Below are 19,126 nucleotides of genomic sequence, written 5' to 3'. Positions count from 1 at the left end.
TTGCTGTTCCGTGTCTTTTTGCTGTAATTACAACGTTTTATATTAAATAACGGTTGCATGGAGTTCCCCGTTTGCTGATTGGGCGTATCGAGGGATTCGTCCCGCTTCGACAAAACCGATCGACGTATAGAGGTAATTGGACCGATCTCCTTCCCGCGTGTCGAGCACCAAAAGCGATAGCGGCCTTCCTGTTTTGCCCGCTCTTCCGCTTTTTGCATGAGCGAGCGGTTGCTATACTCTGGCAGCCCATATTTCGATTTCAATTTTAATTTCAGGCAAGCCCAGTGCAGAAATATAGCCAACGGTCATCGCAGGATAGTCATTTCCGAATAACTTGTCCCACTCGGCGTAGAAGAAATCCCAATCAAGTTTTTCCGTGGCCCAGATATTCACTTTAATAATATGTTCGCTTGTCAAGTTTTCCGATTCCAGAATTGCCTTGATATTGGCAAATGTATGAACCACCTGCTCATTCAAAGCCGCTGGTATCTCCCCTTGAGGGGTTACGCCGATTTGTCCTGATGCCACAAACAGTTCGGCACCTCTCGGGATTTTGGTGATGTGCGTGTACTTCCCAACTGGCGCCGGGACAGTTGCGGGATTGGTTCTGGTAATTTTTCCGCTCATTACAGCAACACCTCGTCATGTTGGATTGTTTACCGTGATGACACGCATGTTCGCGATCTCTATTTTGAGTGCGGACACTCCCTTTCTCTTAAAAAGTAAGTTTTCTACAGTATACATAAATCATGGGGTATAATAAACAATCATCTGCCAAAAAATGCTATATTTTCAAAGCTTACACCGCTGTCGGCATTCATGGAAAGACGGCAATGAAAAAAGAAAGGAGTGGTACTGTGCATGAAAAAAAGAAAACCCGCCTGGTATAAATGGGCGGCTCTCACGGCTTGTGTCGCATTGCTAGTTGGCATTAGTCTTTTGGTTCCCAAACCAGGCAGTGAACAGCCTCATACAGGCGCCATCTTGGATGTCGTTTATCCCAAGGCATATGCCTTCGACGACCATGACACATGGAGTGAGGTTCGCGAGCAAAATCCTGTTGCGGATGATTTTATTGAGGCCGTCAATGAATTCGCGTATAAGACTAGCCCCCATATCCTGAATAACGGCGGCAAAAACGTAAATTACTCCCCTCTCTCGCTCTACTTTGCGCTGTCGCTTGCCGCATCCGGTGCTAAGAACGAGACACAGGCACAATTGCTTCATGTATTGGGTGTTTCCGATCCGGCATTTCTTTTGGAACAGTCAGGAAATTTATACCGCACGCTTTACAGGGACAATGACATTGGCAAGCTGAAAATCGCCAATTCCATCTGGATGAATCAAGAGCACGATGGGAACCCGGTTCAATTCAAACATGACTTTGTAAAACACGCAGCTGAACATTTCTATGCAAGTTCCCACATTGTCGACTTTGCCAAGGAAGAAGCCGGAAAAGCGATGACTGCCTGGATATCTGCCAATACCAACGGTACACTGTCTCCCAGGCTGGAAACGAGTGCGGATCAAATCCTGTCAATCCTGAATACCGTATACTTCTATGACGAATGGGTTGATCAATTTGATAAAGAGAAAACAGCCGTGGATGTGTTCCACCTCGCAGATGGTCATGATGTACACGTCGAGTTTATGAATCAGACGTTTGGGACCGGAAGCTATGCAAAAGGAAAGGGGTTTACTCGCGCCGGCCTGGGGCTCAAAAATGGGGGACAAATGGTATTTATCCTGCCGGATCGCGGGGTATCCCCTTACGAGCTGCTTTCATCCCCCGAGCAAATGCGGAAGACGTTTGAAGAAGGCGAGGACAGCCATGGGCAAATCGTCTGGAAAATCCCCAAATTCAGCTTTCAGTCAAACCTTGACCTGGCCAACGTTCTCAAAAAACTTGGCGTGATTTCAGCCTTCACACCCAGGGCAGACTTTAGCGGTATTACCGATTACACAGCGTTTTTTTCCAGAGTCCTTCAAGGAACACATATCGCGATTGACGAAAACGGCGTGGAAGCGTCCGCCTATACGCTGATCGCCTATGCCGGTTCCAGGCCGCCGGAAAGCCGGGCAGAAATGATTCTTGACCGGCCCTTTATCTACGGGATTACGGCACCAAACGGCAGCCTGCTGTTTGTGGGGATATGCGAAAATCCTGCTGAATAACAGCGATTCATTTGCTCCTTTCGAGCTGCGTGGAACGTGTGGCACTGTATGGATTTGTCTGTTTGAAGCCAGATTGTTAAGATAGTACCAACGTCATAATCAGGAGGCTGCCAGATGTTGAACATCATTATTACGAGTGTATTGGTTGACGATCAAGAGAAGGCATTGCAGTTTTATACAGAAACACTGGGGTTTGTCAAAAAGCAGGACGTTCCCATGGGGAAATTCAGGTGGATCACGCTTGTTTCTCCCGATCAGCAAGACGGTACCGAGCTGTTGCTCGAGCCAAATGACCATCCTGCCGCCAAAGCGTATCAGCAGAAGATCTATGCCGATGGCATCCCCGCAACCATGTTTGGCGTTGCAGATATTCAGAAAGAATACAATCGATTGGTGGAACAGGGCGTGAAGTTTACGAAGGAGCCGACCAAAGTCGGTGACGTCACAATCGCCGTCTTCGACGATACATGCGGCAACCTTATTCAACTGGTACAGAAGTAACTGTGTTAAACGAACGGGCCGCACCATCGCTGGAGTGGCTTTCACTAGACCCTGTGTTTTACCAACTACCAGATGAAAGTCGCGATCGTCGGTGATTTCAGCAGCTACCAAAGCAACAGCCTGAACGCCTTCATGTACGAATCCAATCAGGGAAACATGGTCTTATTCAAGGAGACCGAATCCGACGCCCTAGAGGCACTTCACCAGATATCAGCGTGAAAGCCAAAAAGTGGGAGAAAGAATATATTGAAGTGGAAAAAGCCGGTTTGAAAGTGAATGTGAAACAGAATGCAGAACCACGAACGGGAGCATGTGCAACACAGGCTCCCATTTTTTCGTGTAAAGCAGGGGGGCCCGCATGGCCAGACGCAAAAAAAGGGCCTAATAGCCCCTTTTTTGCGTCTCATGATTCACCGGCCGTGTCAGCGCAGCTTGGCCGGGTCCACCTCCGGCACAAGACCTTCCGCCGCTGCCCGCGTGAGCAGAGCGGTGACCGCCTCATACCCTTCTTCGCCCAGGTCGGCGGTAAACTCGTTTACGTACAGGTTGATGTGCGCTTTCGCCACATCGGGGTCCATCTCTTGCGCGTGGTGCAGCACGTACTCACGCGACGCTTCCGGGTGAGCCCATGCGTATTCGACTGACGCGCGGATCCAGCCGGCGATGGCCTTTTGATCGAGCGAACGGCGAGCGATGATCGCCCCCAGCGGAATCGGCAGGCCGGTATCTTCTTCCCACCAGCTTCCCATGTCGGCCAATAGGCTGAGTCCGTACGAGGGGTACGTAAAACGCGCCTCGTGGATGACCAGTCCGGCGTCGATCAAGCCGTCACGCACCGCCGGCATGATTTCGTGAAAGGGCATCACCACGATCTCGCCAACACCTCCCGGCACGTTGCGGGCGGCCCACAGGCGGAACAGGAGGTAGGCGGTTGAGCGTTCGCTGGGGACCGCCACGCGACGACCGGACAGCACCCCCGGATCGTTGCTGCCAGTCTTGGTCAGCACCAGCGGTCCGCACCCCCGGCCCAACGCCCCTCCGCACGGGAGCAGCGCGTACTCGTTGAGCACCCACGGCAGGGCTGCATACGAAATCTTGAGTACGTCCGGCCCGTTGGGTGCCGCTGCCAGGCCGTTGGTAATGTCGATGTCGGCATATGTGACATCCAGCTTGGGTGCGCCGGGGATCAGGCCGTGCACCCAGGCGTGGAATACAAACGTGTCGTTGGGACAAGGCGAAAAGGCAATTCTCATCGTAGCACCTCCAGGAATACTGAGCTTGCTGCCTCCAATGCGTTCAGCGCCTCCGCGATGCGCCAGGAGGCACGGTCACGCGGTCCGACCGGGTTGGAAATGGCACGGACCTCCAGGACGGGGAGGCCGCATTGACGGGCGGCAACAGCCACGCCATAGCCCTCCATCGCTTCAGCAGCCGCCCCGGGCACACGCACGCCCAATGTACGAGCGGTCTCAGCGGTGCCTGTCACAGTCGTTACCGTCAGGACGGGGCCGGTGCTGACGGGCAGCCCCGCCTCGCGCAGCGCCTCAGTCACACGGGCCGCCCACTCAGCGGGGACCTGGATGCGGGCAGAACCGAATCCCAGCTCGTCCACGCTCAAGAAGCCGTCCGGAGTCTCCGCCCCCAGGTCTGCGGCGATAATCTCGTTCGCCACCACCAGGGAGCCCACTTCCGCCCGTCCCGTAAATCCGCCGCCGATGCCGGCAGACACGACCAGGTCGTACTGGCCAACAGCCAGGGCCCGCGCCGTACTGGCTGCCGCTGCCGCCGCGCCGACGCCCCCTGCCAGCACGTCAAAGCGGCGGTCGCCGCGCAGTCCGCGCAAGACCGCGTCTCTCTCTGCCGGAACAGCGGTCATCACGAGCACGCGCATGTCCGCTTTCCGCCGTTCGTGACCGATACCTTCAAGCGATCCCGTTTGCGGGTCCATCTTCATCTCTCTGATCTCTCCTCATTCATGATGCGTATATCCTTCCAACCTTCATGCACGTTCACACTCTTCCTCAACGTTATCGCTATCTCGTCTTCCTGTAAAGTTGTTTGCCAAAAACGATGTGCTCGGCCAGCGGTACGATCAACGCCATCAAGTCTTCCGTGAAACATGTGCCGAACCAGGAAACGATCACCATAGGACACAAGACCCATCTTTGCCGTTTTTTGCAGTCCGAAAGCAACGAATGTCTCTCTCAAACGTCTACTAGATTGGTAGATTTCTTCCGCCTACACGGCAGATCGTGTACGGGAACATTTTTCACGCAATAAGGAGGATTGTGAATTGAAACGATACCGCTTGCTGATGAGTCTGCTCCTCCTGCTGTTTGGGCTGCAGCCGATCGCAACGGCAGCTCAGCCGCAGACGAGCACAGGGGTGACCGCCAATGCTGCCGTCAGCCAATCGATTCCCCCGACAGCCCCGCCGGACATCGTCAATGGAACGGCTCCGCAACCTGTCATCAATCCGAACGCCGGTGCCGAGGGGAGCAGCACCGCTGTGAACCAGTCCCAGCAGGAGATGCGCGCCGCATGGGTGAGCACGGTGTACAACATCGACTGGCCGTCGAAACAGGGCCTGAGCATCGACGCGCAAAAACAGGAGTACATACGCTTGCTGGACGAGCTGAAAGCGACCGGCATGAACGCCATCATCGTCCAGGTGAGAGCGGAATCGGACGCCATCTACCCTTCCGCTCTCGTTCCCTGGTCCAAATGGCTGACCGGCACGCAGGGAAAACACCCGGGCTATGATCCGCTCGCCTTCATGATCGAAGAAACGCATAAGCGCGGCATGGCGTTTCACGCCTGGTTCAACCCGTTCCGGGCCAGCACGAACAAAGATCCGGGAAAACTGGCGGCAAATCACCCCGCCAGACTGCATCCGAATTGGGTCGTGCCTCACAATAACCAACTGATCTTCAACCCGGGCATTCCGGAAGTGAGGCAGCACGTGATCGCCACCATTCTGGAAGTGGTGAACAAGTACGATGTTGACGGCGTGCACCTGGACGATTATTTTTATCCGTACGGGCAGGAAGCGTTTAAGGACGATGCGACGTATGCCGCCTACAATCAAGGGAGATTTGCCAATAAAGGCGATTGGCGCCGCGACAACATCAACACCTTCGTCCGCGACCTGTACCAGTCGATTAAACGCGTAAAGCCGCAGGTGGAGTTCGGGATTAGCCCGTTCGGCATCTGGCGCAACGCGAAGGACGACCCCACCGGTTCGGACACGAACGGCCAAAGCTCCTACGACAACCTGTACGCCGACGTCCGCACGTGGATTCGCAGCGGCTGGCTCGATTACGTAGCGCCTCAGCTCTACTGGAGCATCGGGTACAAGCCGGCCGCGTACGACAAGCTCGTCCACTGGTGGGCGGCGGAAACAAACGGCACCCCCGTCAAACTCTACATCGGTCACGCCGCGTACCGCGTGGGCAGCAACACGACCGACTGGGCGACCAGCGATGCGCTGATCAAGCAGCTCCAACTCAACAAGGCGTATCCCCAGGTAAAAGGCAGCATCTTTTTCAGCGCCAAAACGCTTCTGAACAATACCGCAGGGGTGGGTTCCAGCCTGAAACAGTACTATGCGGCGCAAACCCCGTAACAACGGGCCAAGAGCCGAAGCGGCGCGGTTCACGTCACCTGCAGCCGACGGCTTTGCTGACACACATAGTGCCTCTGTAGACAACCTGCGGAAAAATCAACAAGGATCGTGCGGACATCCCGCAACGATCCTTGTTTTTTGACGGGAACGGCGGTTGCCGCCCCCCTAGTGATAGCCCCGTTCGCCAAACGGCTGCAGCTTTTCCATCCAGGTTTCCTCCAGCTTTTTCAGCTTGTCCTTGGTCTCCTGGTATTTGTCCTGCTTCACTTCCAGGCGCTCCACCACCTCAATGTCAAAGGCGTCTTTCCCGTATTCGTTCCACTCCTGCTGCAGCTTGCTGTTTTTGTGACTGCCGTAATTCAGCTGGAATTGCGTGCCGTTTATGGTCTTCAGGTTCATGGTGCTGCCGATGAACACTTTCCCGTTTTGTCGGTTGGTAATCCGGTAGACACCCGCCTCAGTCTTCATTTCCTTGTACAGTTGTTTCAGTTCCGCTCGTCGATCCATCGGTATCTCTTCCTTTCCCTCAAAATCACGCTTTCAGCCAGTATTGGCTGCCGTCGTCCTTTCGATCCAGAAACCCGTAGTCGATCAAATACCGTCTGACGGTAACGTAGTCGTCATACACCGCCTGCAAGATCTGATTGACTTCTTTTTCCGTGTAGATGCGCTCAGGCTGAAACCGCTTGGCGATTTCCCGCAGCACCACCAGTCTGTGTTTTTCCTTCGAGGGGAAAGTCTTCAATGATCCATCGGTTCCTGCCGGGAAGTACTTTTTCAATAACTTGTCGTACTCGTCCAGCGTCACATTGTACCGATCGTCCACCATTCTGGCGGTGTGATGCACATCAATGAAGGTCGGCGCGTACTTGTCCCGTTCTTTCAACAGCTCCATCAACGTCAAAAACACCTTGGCCTGACGCTCCTTCTCCTTCAAGGCAAAGCGGTGATTCCGGATCGTGGAAGCGCTGCCGATGCCCAGCTCCTTCTGCACGTCCGCGTCGCTATTTCCCTGGTAAAACAGGCGCAGCAGACGGTTTTGATGGTCCGTCAGGCCGGTCAGCTTTTTGTCCAGCCGGATCAGGTAGTCAAACACGGACTGATGCGCCTGTTCAATGTGAACGCGCATATACCGCTCCGCTTCATAGAAAACGCCGTCAGCCGGATAGACGACGCCTTTCTCCAGCCGCTTGCCGCAAAGCAGGCATACAACATGATCGTCCTGCAGAATGTACCCGCGTTTCAATTCCTCCAACGAGGCGTTCCAAAACAGTTCCGATACGCCAATCACACAAACACACCCTTGTTTTGTTTATATTTTTATAGACATTTTATTGTTTTGTCTATAATTTTGTCAAGGTATGCTTGTATCCATTCGCAGGCGAACGGAGAAAAGATCGTGTCTCCGTCTATTTTTTCTATTCTGAACATATCTGAAAATGCGCAAGCGATTGGACAGTTAATGGTATAATAAAAACATAATTATTATCGTAGGAGGGGAATGAATGGAAGAAACGCTCAAACAACATGCCACTCATAAAAAATTGACCCTCGGCAAACTGCTCAAGAGGGCGCTGTTCATCCTGATCGGGTCTGGCCTCGTCTCCGTCGGGCTGGAAATCTTTCTGGTCCCAAATCACATCATTGACGGTGGAATAGTCGGGATATCTATCATCTTGTCCCACTTGACAGGCTGGACGCTCGGGTTGTTCCTGTTCCTGCTCAATCTGCCGTTTTTGATCGTCGGCTATAAACAAATCGGAAAAACGTTTGCAATTTCAACGCTGTTGGGCGTTACAGCCATGTCGATAGGAACCACGATGCTGCACGACGTTCGTCCGTTGACGGAAGACCCGCTCCTGGCAACCGTATTTGGCGGCATCATTCTCGGCATTGGTGTGGGCTTGGTCATCCGCTACGGAGGATCGTTGGACGGCACGGAGATTGTGGCGATCCTGTTTAACAAAAAGACACCGTTTTCCGTCGGTGAGATCGTCATGTTCTTCAACGTGTTTATTCTCGGAAGCGCCGGTTTCGTGTTCGGCTGGGACCGTGCCATGTATTCGCTGATGGCGTACTACATCGCCTTTAAGATGATTGATTTGACGATTGAAGGGTTTGAAGGCTCCAAATCGGTCTGGATCATCAGCGACAACTACAAGGAAATTGGAGACGCCATCGTCGCCCGGCTGGGACGGGGTGTAACGTACCTCCGCGGAGAAGGCGGATATACCGGCGACGACAAAAAAGTGGTGTTCTGCATCATCACTCGCCTGGAGGAAGCCAAGCTGAAGCTGATTGTCGAGGAAGTGGACCCCGGCGCATTTCTCGCCGTCGGCAACATTCACGACGTTCGCGGCGGGCAGTTTAAAAAGAGGGATATTCACTAACCGTTTGACAGGAAAACCGTGCCTGCTGGTGCAGAGGGGCACGGTTTTCGTTTTTTCCTGTCTTGTATTCTTTATAATTTGATTTGTAAGTCCGCCCGTCTTCTGCGGCAGCATCGACACCACCCGGCTCGCCTGTTCCAATGCCTGCGGAGACAGATTCAGCATCCAGAGCGGATCACCCGCTCCTGTTTCACCTCGTCCCGTTCCTTCAGATCATCGGCGGGCGGAAACAGCATCGCCACTGTCGTCCCCCTGCCCGGTTCGCTCTCGACGCGTATCTTTCCACCGTGCGCCAGCACCAACTGCTTGGCAATCGCCATGCCCAGGCCGGACCCGCTGGCGTCTTCCTGCGTGTGACCTCCCCGGTAGTACCGTTCAAACAGGTTTTCCTTCGTCTCTTCGTCCATTCCCGGGCCGTCGTCTGCCACCTTCACGACAAACCCGCCGCCGCTGTTTGGTCCGACTGACACCAGCACGTTGGTTCCGGGCGGCGTATGCTTCACCGCGTTGGCCAGGACGTTGGCGACGATCCGCCGGAACCATTTGCCGTCCACCTGCCCCAACAGCGACGCCACCTCCGGTTGAAAGCGGATGACGTGCCGCTCCGCCCCGGGGTCGTTGACCGTATCGACGACGATGCGCCGCACCTGTTCCACGATCTCCGCTGTTTTCTTCACCATCGGCAGGGCGTTGTTCTTCAGCCGGTACGTCAGGTTCAAATCCTCGATCAACCCGGTCATGTAGTCGGCCTTTTCCCGAATAATCCCGCCGAACCGGCGAATCTCGCCGGGCCCCCATTCGTACTGGTCCGATTCCAGGATGGCCGCGTAGCCGTAAATGGAACTGAGCGGCGTCTTCAAATCGTGGGACAGGCCGGTGATCCACTCTTCCCGGGTCCGTTCCATGTCCTTTCGCCGCCGTTCGCTGTCGCTCAGGACGGCCGTCAAATGCTGCAGAGCGTCAAAGATGTCCTGAAACACGGCAAACGACTTCTTCCGCCTGCCCCTGCGTGTGGTGCCCACGAGCCTGCCGTTTCGGCCTGTCGGTTCTTGATAGCGTCCGTTTGCCAACTGTTCCAGCCAGTTCATCATGTGCAAGAGCGGCTGACCCACCCTGCGCCCGTACCACAGAGCAGCTGCGAGCACAACCAGCACCAGGATCAGCACGATTTTTAACAACGCCTCCTGCACCAGGCGATCGCTGTTCTCGGCGGCGGAGGTGCCGGGGCGGTAGAGCGGATTGGGGACGCCGACAACAAACGTGCGGCCGGTAGCCTCATCGTAGCGGCTGATGATATTGACCGGCCGGCTTCTCCGCTCCTGTTCCGCCTGCAGTATCTCAGCCGCCTCCAGCCGTTTGGCCGCCTGCGGATTGTTCCACTGCTCCACAAGGCTCCCCTGTCTGTCGTACACGGCCAGCCAGGCGTTGTGTTGGCGAAACGCCTCCTGCACTTCGCTCCCTGGCGCCGGACGGGAGACAGCATTTTCACCGGCCTCCCGCGGCAGCACCAGATGCAGCAGCCGAACCTCCGGCGCCGGGGTGCCGTACAGCACCAAATAGCTCTCCTCTCCCGACCGGATCGTCCAGATACGGGTGTGATGCGGAAAGCCGCTTTCGGGCTGAGCAAGCCCCACCAGTTCGCCCGGCGTGTACCGGCGCGGCACATCAGGCGGACAGTTGTAGGCGTAGACCGCTTCGCCGTTTCTGTCGATGACCTGCAGCCAGCCGTTTTGATTTTTTACGCTGTGCTCCACGTCCTCGTCGACGCGGACGCCATTTTTGTCCACAGCAATGAAGAACAAGGACAAGTCGCTGGCGCTGAGGAGGCTTAAATCGGTTGCCATTTCCCTTTTTGTGAGCTGGTAGCCTAACAATGCGAGCGAGATCACCAGCACGACGATCAGCACCACAAAAAACAGGAGCAGCTGGCGGAAGTGATGGACGATCATTTTGCGGCGCAGCCTCATCGCTTCCTCCCGTCAGCCACCAGTTTGTAGCCCAAGCCTCTTACCGTGACCAAGTATTTCGGCTGGCTCGGATTTTCTTCAATTTTCTGCCGCAGCTTGTGAATGTGGACCATGACCGTGTTTTCGTCAAAGAAGCCGTACTCGTTCCAGACGTGCTCGTATATCTGTTGCTTGGTGAGGACGCGGTTGGGACGCTCACAAAAAAAGAGCAGCAGGCGAAAGACCTGGGCGGAGCATTCCACCTGCTTGCCGTCGACGATCAGTTCGGCCGCCGCGACGTTTACCTGAAACCGGCCGAAATCGTATACGCGGCCGGAATCGTATGGCTGCTCCCTGGACTGGGACAGCGTCCGGCGCAGGTGTGCCTTCATCCGCGCCACCACTTCCAGCGGATGAAACGGCTTGGTGATGTAATCGTCCGCTCCGTACGCAAAGCCGCTCAGCTTGTCATAATCGGAGTCGCGGGCGGTCAGGAAAAAAATCGGCGCCTGCGTTCGCTGCCGTATCGCGGTGCACAGCTCAAACCCGCTCCTATCCGGCAGCATCACGTCCAGAATCAGCAGGTCGTAAGCCTTCTTCTCGATGAGCCGGATGGCCTCTTCCGCACGCGTGCAGGTGTCCACGTTGCGGAACCCCTCTTTTTCAAGCACGGTTTTGAGCATCTGCAAAATCGCTTCTTCATCATCGACCAGCAATATGTGCGCTTGGTGTTCCACAGCCGTTCCCTCCTTGTGTTTTCATCATACCACGTGATTGAGCGCGGGCGGGTGACGACCGGCATGTTTAAGAAAACGATAAGGAAGCGATTGGGGAGAAATAAGGCTCTCCTTTTACACTGAATCGTGAAAGGAGAGGAATCAACATGTGGGCAGTTTGCTTTCAAGAGTGTACCCGTCTGTTGCGGAGCGTGAAGTCGCTCATTACCGTCGCTGTGATCGTCGGGATCTCCTATTGGGTCTCCGATCTGGTCAATCAGGTAGCAGACATATTCTCGGAAAAGGAGCTGGCGCACGGACATGCGCTGGGCGTGTTCGTGCTGGTGATGCTTTTCGGGCCGCTGTTTGTGTTTGGCCTGTCCCATGACATCATGAACCGGGAACTGTCCAGCCGGACGATCCGGTTTTTGCTTACCCGTACCTCGCGGGCGAGCATCGTGCTCGGCAAATGGTTCGGTGTCCTGCTGTTCTGGACGTGCTGCATGCTGGTCACGTTTGGCGTCCTGTTCGCCTCCGTCCGCACGTTTGACGCCAACACGCTGTGGCAGTGCATGACGCTGTTGGTGTACAGCACGTCCCTCGCGCTGTTGATGTCCATCGCGGTGCCGCGCCCCAGCTACACGATGTTTGCGGGGATCGTCCTGGGGTTGGGACTGCCCTTTCTCGGCCTCTGGACGCTCGTCTCCTCCCATGCCACGGCGAAGTGGATCGGCTATCTGACCCCCTACTTCTACATCGAAAAAGGGGGCGCGTTCACCGGCGTCATCTGGCTGTACGCACTGCTCTTTCTCAGTGCGTCCGTCTATCTGTTTCAACGGAGGGATTGCTAGTGGCACTCGTGGAAACCAACCAGTTGACCAAGCGTTTTGGCGAGCGAACGGTCGTCGACGGCGTCACCCTGTCCGTAAACGCCGGCGAAATCTTCGGTTTTTTGGGAAAAAACGGGGCTGGCAACATGCTGACGGGCATTATCCGCCCCACTTCCGGTACGATCCGCATGTTTGACGGCGTCGGCCAGCCGGATGACTGGAAGCGGCGGATCGGCGTCCTGCCCGACTACTCCACCTTTTACGACTCGCTGACGGCTCTGGACCACCTGCGCTATCTGGCACGGGTCAAAGGCATCCGTCTCAGCAAAAAGGAGTGCGAGCGCATCCTGGAGGACGTCGGTCTGGCGGAACACGCCGGACAAAAGGCAAAGACGTTTTCCTTCGGGATGAAGAAAAAGCTGGGCATCGCCCAGGCGCTGGCGGGCGATCCGGAGCTGCTGTTTCTCGACGAGCCGACCTCCGGCGTGGACGTGGAGTCGGCGCTGCAGATTCAGCAACTGCTGCTCAGGCTGCACAAGCAGGGAAAAACCATATTCATGACCTCGCACAACCTGCATGAGGTGGAAAAAATCTGTACGCGGATCGCGATCATGAAGGCGGGGAAGATTGCCTCCCTGGGCAGTCTGGCCGAACTGCAGGCGGCGCATCGCTCCTGGCGCACCGTCCGTGTCCGCCACTCCCAATTGGCCGCAGAACAGAAGCCCGAGCTGGTCGCCTTCGCCGAACGCATCGGCCGCCATCTTCAGTGGGAAGAGGGCCGGTTCTCCCTGCAGGTGGACGACGACCAGAACGTGGCTGCGCTGGTGCGGGCGCTGGTGCAGGCCCGCGTGGACATTTACGGCGTCCACGTGGAGGAGCCGTCCCTGGAGCGCATTTTTCTCGAGGAATGACGAAGGAGAGGGATTATCCCTCTCCTAACGTTTGCTTTATAAAGACCGGCAGATGAAAACACTGATGGATGATGCCCTCATCGACATACCGCGTATCCTTTCCGGAGACGCGCCCGGCTACCGGCTGATCGTACGTCTTCGACCCGAGGGTAAAGCTCCACAAGCCTCCCGGGTACGTGGGCACAACTGCCGTGTACATGCGGGTGATCGGAAACAGTTGGCTGATGTTGCGGTACGTCTGCCCCATCACATCGGCGTGAAAGATGGGGGACTGGCTCTGGCAGACCATCAGCCCGTCCGCTTTCAGCGCCTGTTGCACATGCTCGTAAAACGAATAGGAAAACAACTGCTCCGCCGGGCCGATGGGATCGGACGAATCGACGATGATCACGTCGTAGGTATCTTTCATCTCGCGGACAAACTCCACCCCGTCGCGATACAGGAAACGGACGCGGGGGTCCGACAAGCCGCCCGACACTTCGGGCAGATGCTGTTTGCACACCTGCACAACGCACTCGTCTATCTCCACCAAATCAACCTGTTCCACTTCCGGATATTTGCACACTTCACGGGCCGCCCCGCAATCTCCACCGCCAATCACCAGAACGCGGCGAGGCTGGGGATGAAACGCCAGCGGCACATGGGCAATCATTTCATTGTAAATAAATCCATCCATTGATGTTGTTTGCACAACTCCGTCCAAGACAAGCATCCGGCCAAAATCGTAGGAATCGAGAATCATCACATGCTGAAACGCTGACTGTTCCTCGTGGATCACTTCACGAATCCGGTAACGAATCATCAGGTTCTCCCGTTCGTTCTCGGTCAGCCAGCACGAACCGGCGCTGTTTTGAACAAACTTGGGCAATACGCTCATTTCTCACCCTCCTGAAAAACAAATAGAATCATTATCACCCTATCGAAAAATCGAATGATTTTCAAGGATGCGCGCGCTGCCCCCCCTCAGGCGACAATTTCCCAAAGCTCTTCCAACCGTTTGATCACAGCGAGGGGCTTGTGATCCGTAGCAGGCGGCACGCCGGCGGGATTCAGCCATACTGCCGAGAGGCCTGCATCCATCGCGCCGGCGATGTCAGCTGTCCAGTTGTCCCCGACGAACAGTGCTTCCGCCGGGGAAGCCCCCAAGCGCTCAAGTACAGCCGCGAAAATGCGCCGGTCCGGCTTGTGCCAGCCAATCTGCTCGGAGACGAACACCCTCTCAGCGGGAAAGAGGGGGGTGAGCCCCAGGCGTTCAATTTTTTCAAACGCCATGTCCGCAGGTCCATTGGTGACAATTGCCAGGGTGTACCGTTCTTCAAGCTGCGTCAGCAGCGACTGAACGGCGCGGTCGGGAACGACGGCTGCCATGCAGGCGGCCACATACTGCTCCTGAAAGTCGTCCAGCCGGTCTGTCTCCCCCCGGCGCCCAAATTCGGCGAGGGTGCGCGACAGCCGCAGGCGGCGCAGTTGGTCAAAGTTGATCCGCTTCTCCCGGATGTCCGCCCACAAGGCGTCGCTGTGCCGCTGCAGCGCCTCGTACACGGCATCGGGGTCAAGCCCGATCGTCAGCGGGTGGGATGCGATCGTCTGCCGCATGCCCTTTTCCCAGCAAGCTGAAAAATCAAACAGCGTGTCGTCCAAATCAAACAAGATCAGCTGAAAGTCCGGCATGGCCCTCCTCCTTTGCAAGCGTTTCATCGATGCGCCGGTTGTGCGCAAAAAAACAGCCCCCATCTTACCCATTGTAGAAGAAAAACGGGTAAAATGGAGAGGCCATTGTTGTCAGGCTGACCATGTTGTTGGTTATCCGCTGGTCTGCCCGCTCGGCATCGCCTCAGCCAGCGCGCGGGCCAGATCGTCCGGCAGCGGGACCGAGCGTCGCGCAACCGTGTCGATCATCACCATCGTCACGTCGGCGTCTGCCGCCCGTTCGTCCTGCTGATTGTACAGCTCCTGGCGGATGACGAAACTTTTCTCCCCGATTTTCACCACGGAAGTGCGCACCTGCACCTGCTCCAGCATCCGCAGTTCCTTGCGGTAGTTGATCTGAATGCTGACCACGACCGGCATGATCTGCCGCCGCTTCAGCTCCTCCAACGTAAACCCCTGCTGAAACATCCAGTCAAACCGGGCCCACTCCATGTACTCCAGGTATTTGGCGTTGTTGACGTGCCCGATCACGTCGATGTCGGTCGAACGAACGACCAGATCAAACAGATGCTGCATCCCCATCGCCCCTCTCTTCCTTTACCTGTCTTTTTTCCAGTATAGCGAATGACCGCCGCTGAGTGAATATTCATTCGCAATATTCAGAAGGATTCTGCTGTTTTTTCTTCTCACATTCCTTATAATGAAAGCGTACAGACACATGCGGGAACCGCACGCTGAAAGGGACCTGATCCCTGTTTTGGCAGGTGTTGGGACAGCTTGGTTACCACACCGGTTGCACGCCGGCCGGATCGGCGTGATGCGCCGGTGCGCAGGCAGCCGGACGTTTTCCCATCTTCCGGGAGGTGAAACACAATGGCACGTACCCTGTTTGAATGCGATGTACCCGGCGTTCCCCTCACCTAGCCGGTGCGGGAACGATCCTCGGATGTCCCCCCGGCACGCGACACGCAACACACCACATTTCCGGGAGGGGCTAACATGATGAATCCACAGTGGAAACAGCAGTTGATTGGAGGCGTGTGCCTCACGCTTGCCGCCGCCATCTGGGGCGGCGTATACGTCGTCAGCAAAGTGGTATTGGATGTAATTCCGCCGTTTACGCTCCTGATCATCCGCTTCACCATCGCGCTGGTGGTACTGGGCGCCTTTGTCGCAGCGCGGCGGGAGTTTATTGCGAGACGGGATTTTCCGCTCATCATGACCGTCGCGTTTGTCGGCGTCACGATCTCGATTGCCGCCCAGTTTGTCGGCACCAAACTCTCAACCGCCCACATGGGAGCGCTGATTACCTCAGCGTCGCCCGCCTTCATCGCCCTCTTTGCCGTCTGGCTGTTGAAGGAACGGATAAATGGACGGCAGTTGACCGGCATCCTGCTGGCCACCGTGGGCGTGCTGATCGTGATCGGCGTCCCGGACGAGGCTGATGCCCAATCGTCCCTGATCGGCAACCTGATTCTGCTGCTGGCAGCGGTCAGTTGGGGATTGTACACGGTGTTGAGCAAAAAGGCGACGCTCCGCTACTCATCCCTGTCGGTGACGACTTACGTGGCCTTGTTTGGCATCATCTTTACCAGTCCGTTGATGGTGTGGGAACTGTCGGTGACGCCCGTCACCTGGGGGTTCGGCTGGGAGATTTGGGCCGGCGTGCTCTACATCGGCATCATCTCCACGGCGGGGGCGTTTTACCTGTGGAACAAAGGATTTGAGCTGATGCAGGCGGGCAGCGGGGCAGGATTTTTCTTCATCCAGCCAGTCGTGGGCGCGCTGCTCGGCTGGCTGCTGTTGAACGAGCATCTGGGCCTCGGCTTTTTTGCGGGAGCCGCGTTCATCTTTGGCGGCGTCGCCCTGTCCAACCTGCAGCAAGCGGAATCGTACGAGAAAAACGAAGGCACACCCCATTAGGGTGTGCCGCTTGTTGTTTCCTGGTATTTCGCGCCCCCTGGCTGACGAACGCATCCCACGAGGAAGCCGATCGCAGCTCCGCATACTGCGGGGAGCAGCCAGCCGATGCCTTCGTTGTAAAGCGGAAGGTGTGCAAATACCGACGTGATCCCGTCAAGCGAAAGCCCGAACTGTTTGAGCCCATCGACGATGCTGATAATTGCGGTAGCGATGGTGGCTCCGACGTACACTTCCGAGTATCCGCGGAACAGGCGATGCAGGAAGGAGAGCAGCATCAGCACAATCGCGATCGGATAGATCATCAGCAGCACGGGAACGGAAATGGCAATCAACTGGGTCAAGCCGACGTTGGCCACTGCCGCGCTGAACAGGCTCAGGATCAGCGCCATGGTTTTGTAGGACACGCCCGGCAGCCGTTCCGAAAAGAAATGGCTGCAGGCGGTCACCAGACCGACCGACGTCGTCAGGCAGGCGAGTATGACACCGGCTCCGAGCAGCAGCAGTCCCTTCCCGCCAAACAGGTGCTGAACCACCGTTGTCAGGATTTGCCCGCCATTTTCAGACTGACCCAGCGAGTGGCTGGTCACTCCCAGGTACGCAAGGGCGAGATAGACCAGCGCCAATCCGGTGGCGGCGATCACTCCCGCCTTGACGGTGGCCCACCCGAGCTTTTTGCGCCCGGTGATGCCGCGGTCCTCGATCGCGGACGTGACAACGATGCCGAACACCAAGGCAGCCAGGGCGTCAAGGGTGAGATACCCCTCCACGAAGCCCTTGAAGAACGGCGCCGTTTGGTACGCTTCGGCAGGCTCGCCCGCTGATCCAATGGGATGCAGGAACGATTGGACAAACATCACCGCAATGATCAGCAGCAGGGCCGGCGTCAGCACCTTTCCGATGCGGTCCACCAGTTTGGAAGGACGCAAACTCAGCCAGAAGGTGACAGCAAAATAGACCAGTGTAGTGAGAAACAGCGGCACCCAGCTCGTCTTCGCGCTTTCAGGGAGAAACGGCAGCACGCCCATCTCGAAGGCAACCGTTCCGGTCCGAGGAATCGCCAGAAACGGCCCGATGGCCAAATAGACGACAACGGTAAATACGGCGCCAAATACCGGGTGAACCCGGCCTGCCAACATCTGCAAATTTCCGCCGCTCATCCCGGTGGCAATGACACCCAGGAGCGGCAACCCCACACCAGTGATGATAAACCCGGCCATGGCCTCCCATGCATGGGTACCCGCGGCTTGCCCCAAGGCCGGCGGGAAGATCATGTTGCCCGCTCCGAAGAACAGGGCAAACAGCATCAGCCCGATGGTCAGGGTTTCTCTATGGGTTAATTCTCTCATGGTTTTCCTCCCCAACTCTCAGGTAAATTGAAATTTTTTGAAATTTTTTAAAGTCCCTGTGAAACGCTCAGGTATCACACGAGTGTTAACTATATACCTTACGTTCGTTTTTTTCAAGTCCAAATAATGACAAAAAAAGACGCCCAGAGGCGTCATGCGTTCTGATCTTCCTTTCGTTTGACAGCGCCGACCGCTTCCCACACATAAAGCGACACATAGCTGCGCCAGGGTGCCCAGCTCTCGCCAATCCGGCGGATTTCCTGTTCGTCCGGCTTGCCCGGCAGGCTGTACACCAACTGGATGCCGTTGCGCAGTCCAATGTCGGCCGCGGGGAGCAGATCCGACCGGCCCATGCCAAACATCATCAGGCACTCCACCGTCCATCTGCCGATACCGCGCAGCGGTGTGAGATATGCAAAAATCTCCTCGTCCTCCATCCTCCACAAACTGTCCAGATCGACACGGCCATCCACTACGGCGCGGGCGAAGTCGATGATGTATTCCGCCTTGCGCTGACTGAACTGCAGCGGCCGCAGTTCTGCCGGCTCCAGGCGGGCGACCGCCTCGGCCGTGGGAAAAGCAAAATAAGTGCGGCCTTGATCGTCCTGCAGCTTCTCTCCCGCCAACTCCAGCAACCGACGGGTCAAAGCAGCGGCAAACGGCAGATTCACCTGCTGTCCGATGATCGTCCGGACCATCGACTGAAACAAGTCGGCGTCCAACAGAAAGCGAAGCCCGCGAAAGCGCTCCGTCAGCGGGCGCAGGACATCATCCTGCCGCATGTGCCGGTACAGCGGCTCCAGGTCCACGTCGACACTGAACATGTGCCGGATCGTCGCTTCGAGCGCCATCTTTTCACTGGCGGTCAAGGCTGCATCCGTCCGCCATGTGATCGCCGGTTGTTCCACATCCCCGGTAAAATGCAGGGCCGCCACCACGGGCCGCTGTCCGACGCGAAACACGCGGCGGATCATTCGCGCTTCCGCCTCCACCTGCATCTGCGGGTCCGGGTGCGTTTCCAGCCTCTTCAGCAGCCGTTCAAACGAATACGGCGGTTTCACGGCAATTATGGAACCATCCATCGACACACATCGCTCCTCTCTGCGCGGACAT

20 protein-coding genes and 1 pseudogene are annotated in these 19,126 nt (G+C 56.4%); 8 read left to right on the top strand and 13 right to left on the bottom strand.

The window, feature by feature from the left end; translation table 11 throughout:
• Window positions 1-42 precede the first annotated feature (42 nt).
• Together KDN35_RS19885 and KDN35_RS10240 are read right to left on the bottom strand one after the other, a co-directional pair.
• A pseudogene (locus KDN35_RS19885) lies at window positions 43-227 on the bottom strand (GNAT family N-acetyltransferase); the annotation flags it as partial.
• Window positions 228-231: 4 nt separating this feature from the next.
• A complete protein-coding gene (locus tag KDN35_RS10240) occupies window positions 232-627 on the bottom strand; it encodes a RidA family protein (RefSeq protein WP_171565084.1) in 396 nt (131 codons plus the stop codon).
• Window positions 628-861: 234 nt separating this feature from the next.
• Here KDN35_RS10240 and KDN35_RS10235 point away from each other — a divergent pair, with 234 nt between their 5' ends.
• The 3 genes from KDN35_RS10235 (at window position 862) to KDN35_RS10225 (ending at window position 2,895) form a co-directional block, all read left to right on the top strand.
• Window positions 862-2,175, top strand: a complete 1,314-nt coding sequence (locus KDN35_RS10235) for a serpin family protein (RefSeq protein WP_212132661.1) — start codon at window positions 862-864, stop codon at window positions 2,173-2,175.
• Window positions 2,176-2,292: 117 nt separating this feature from the next.
• Window positions 2,293-2,676 (top strand): VOC family protein, encoded by a 384-nt coding sequence (locus KDN35_RS10230; RefSeq protein WP_212132683.1) that lies wholly within the window; start codon window positions 2,293-2,295, stop codon window positions 2,674-2,676.
• A 51-nt stretch (window positions 2,677-2,727) separates the two neighbouring features.
• A complete protein-coding gene (locus KDN35_RS10225) occupies window positions 2,728-2,895 on the top strand; it encodes a DUF4180 domain-containing protein (RefSeq protein ID WP_268255225.1) in 168 nt (55 codons plus the stop codon).
• Window positions 2,896-3,098: 203 nt separating this feature from the next.
• On the opposite strand, the gene KDN35_RS10220 is transcribed toward KDN35_RS10225, so the two are convergent.
• Together KDN35_RS10220 and KDN35_RS10215 are read right to left on the bottom strand one after the other, a co-directional pair.
• Entirely contained in the window at window positions 3,099-3,929 is an 831-nt protein-coding gene (locus KDN35_RS10220; RefSeq protein ID WP_171565087.1) for a 1,4-dihydroxy-6-naphtoate synthase, read from the bottom strand.
• Window positions 3,926-4,624 (bottom strand): futalosine hydrolase, encoded by a 699-nt coding sequence (locus tag KDN35_RS10215; RefSeq protein WP_212132682.1) that lies wholly within the window; start codon window positions 4,622-4,624, stop codon window positions 3,926-3,928. The genes KDN35_RS10220 and KDN35_RS10215 overlap by 4 nt, the downstream gene beginning before the upstream one ends.
• Before the next feature lie 345 nt (window positions 4,625-4,969).
• Between KDN35_RS10215 and KDN35_RS10210 the strand changes: the two genes are divergently transcribed.
• The gene (locus KDN35_RS10210) at window positions 4,970-6,301 is read left to right on the top strand and encodes a glycoside hydrolase family 10-like protein (protein ID WP_249179024.1); all 1,332 of its coding nucleotides are present in this window, start codon (window positions 4,970-4,972) and stop codon (window positions 6,299-6,301) included.
• 165 nt (window positions 6,302-6,466) lie between these two features.
• On the opposite strand, the gene KDN35_RS10205 is transcribed toward KDN35_RS10210, so the two are convergent.
• Together KDN35_RS10205 and KDN35_RS10200 are read right to left on the bottom strand one after the other, a co-directional pair.
• Window positions 6,467-6,808, bottom strand: a complete 342-nt coding sequence (locus KDN35_RS10205) for a GIY-YIG nuclease family protein (protein WP_171565088.1) — start codon at window positions 6,806-6,808, stop codon at window positions 6,467-6,469.
• Between the two features lie 25 nt (window positions 6,809-6,833).
• A complete protein-coding gene (locus tag KDN35_RS10200; RefSeq protein WP_212132680.1) occupies window positions 6,834-7,589 on the bottom strand; it encodes a DUF2087 domain-containing protein in 756 nt (251 codons plus the stop codon).
• Window positions 7,590-7,806: 217 nt separating this feature from the next.
• Here KDN35_RS10200 and KDN35_RS10195 point away from each other — a divergent pair, with 217 nt between their 5' ends.
• Window positions 7,807-8,691 (top strand): YitT family protein, encoded by an 885-nt coding sequence (locus KDN35_RS10195; protein ID WP_171565089.1) that lies wholly within the window; start codon window positions 7,807-7,809, stop codon window positions 8,689-8,691.
• 158 nt (window positions 8,692-8,849) lie between these two features.
• On the opposite strand, the gene KDN35_RS10190 is transcribed toward KDN35_RS10195, so the two are convergent.
• On the bottom strand, window positions 8,850-10,658 hold the full coding sequence (locus tag KDN35_RS10190) for a sensor histidine kinase (RefSeq protein WP_212132659.1): 1,809 nt from the start codon (window positions 10,656-10,658) through the stop codon (window positions 8,850-8,852).
• Complete coding sequence (locus KDN35_RS10185) at window positions 10,655-11,374, bottom strand: response regulator transcription factor (protein WP_171565091.1); 720 nt, start codon at window positions 11,372-11,374, stop codon at window positions 10,655-10,657. Before KDN35_RS10185 ends, KDN35_RS10190 begins: the two co-directional genes overlap by 4 nt.
• Window positions 11,375-11,520: 146 nt before the next feature.
• Between KDN35_RS10185 and KDN35_RS10180 the strand changes: the two genes are divergently transcribed.
• Both KDN35_RS10180 and KDN35_RS10175 read left to right on the top strand, forming a co-directional pair.
• Window positions 11,521-12,204, top strand: coding sequence for an ABC transporter permease (locus tag KDN35_RS10180; protein ID WP_212132658.1), 684 nt, complete (start codon window positions 11,521-11,523; stop codon window positions 12,202-12,204).
• On the top strand, window positions 12,204-13,094 hold the full coding sequence (locus KDN35_RS10175; RefSeq protein WP_212132657.1) for an ABC transporter ATP-binding protein: 891 nt from the start codon (window positions 12,204-12,206) through the stop codon (window positions 13,092-13,094). The genes KDN35_RS10180 and KDN35_RS10175 overlap by 1 nt, the downstream gene beginning before the upstream one ends.
• A 13-nt stretch (window positions 13,095-13,107) precedes the next feature.
• Here KDN35_RS10175 and speE read toward each other — a convergent pair whose 3' ends face one another.
• The 3 genes from speE to KDN35_RS10160 form a co-directional block, all read right to left on the bottom strand.
• Window positions 13,108-13,971, bottom strand: coding sequence for a polyamine aminopropyltransferase (gene speE / locus KDN35_RS10170; RefSeq protein WP_171565094.1), 864 nt, complete (start codon window positions 13,969-13,971; stop codon window positions 13,108-13,110).
• Between the two features lie 86 nt (window positions 13,972-14,057).
• The gene (locus KDN35_RS10165; protein ID WP_212132656.1) at window positions 14,058-14,765 is read right to left on the bottom strand and encodes an HAD family hydrolase; all 708 of its coding nucleotides are present in this window, start codon (window positions 14,763-14,765) and stop codon (window positions 14,058-14,060) included.
• Window positions 14,766-14,897: 132 nt separating this feature from the next.
• Entirely contained in the window at window positions 14,898-15,320 is a 423-nt protein-coding gene (locus KDN35_RS10160) for an acyl-CoA thioesterase (RefSeq protein WP_212132679.1), read from the bottom strand.
• Between the two features lie 423 nt (window positions 15,321-15,743).
• Between KDN35_RS10160 and KDN35_RS10155 the strand changes: the two genes are divergently transcribed.
• The gene (locus tag KDN35_RS10155; protein WP_171565097.1) at window positions 15,744-16,667 is read left to right on the top strand and encodes a DMT family transporter; all 924 of its coding nucleotides are present in this window, start codon (window positions 15,744-15,746) and stop codon (window positions 16,665-16,667) included.
• Here KDN35_RS10155 and brnQ read toward each other — a convergent pair.
• Window positions 16,664-18,013, bottom strand: coding sequence for a branched-chain amino acid transport system II carrier protein (gene brnQ, locus KDN35_RS10150; protein WP_171565098.1), 1,350 nt, complete (start codon window positions 18,011-18,013; stop codon window positions 16,664-16,666). The genes KDN35_RS10155 and brnQ overlap by 4 nt on opposite strands.
• Window positions 18,014-18,165: 152 nt before the next feature.
• On the bottom strand, window positions 18,166-19,095 hold the full coding sequence (locus KDN35_RS10145; RefSeq protein ID WP_212132655.1) for a DNA-3-methyladenine glycosylase 2: 930 nt from the start codon (window positions 19,093-19,095) through the stop codon (window positions 18,166-18,168).
• Between the last annotated feature and the right edge of the window lie 31 nt (window positions 19,096-19,126).

The sequence above is a fragment of the Brevibacillus sp. NL20B1 genome, from assembly GCF_018195675.1.
In the GTDB taxonomy this organism is placed as follows: domain Bacteria; phylum Bacillota; class Bacilli; order Brevibacillales; family Brevibacillaceae; genus Brevibacillus; species Brevibacillus aydinogluensis.
This window is presented reverse-complemented; position numbering and strand designations above follow the sequence as displayed.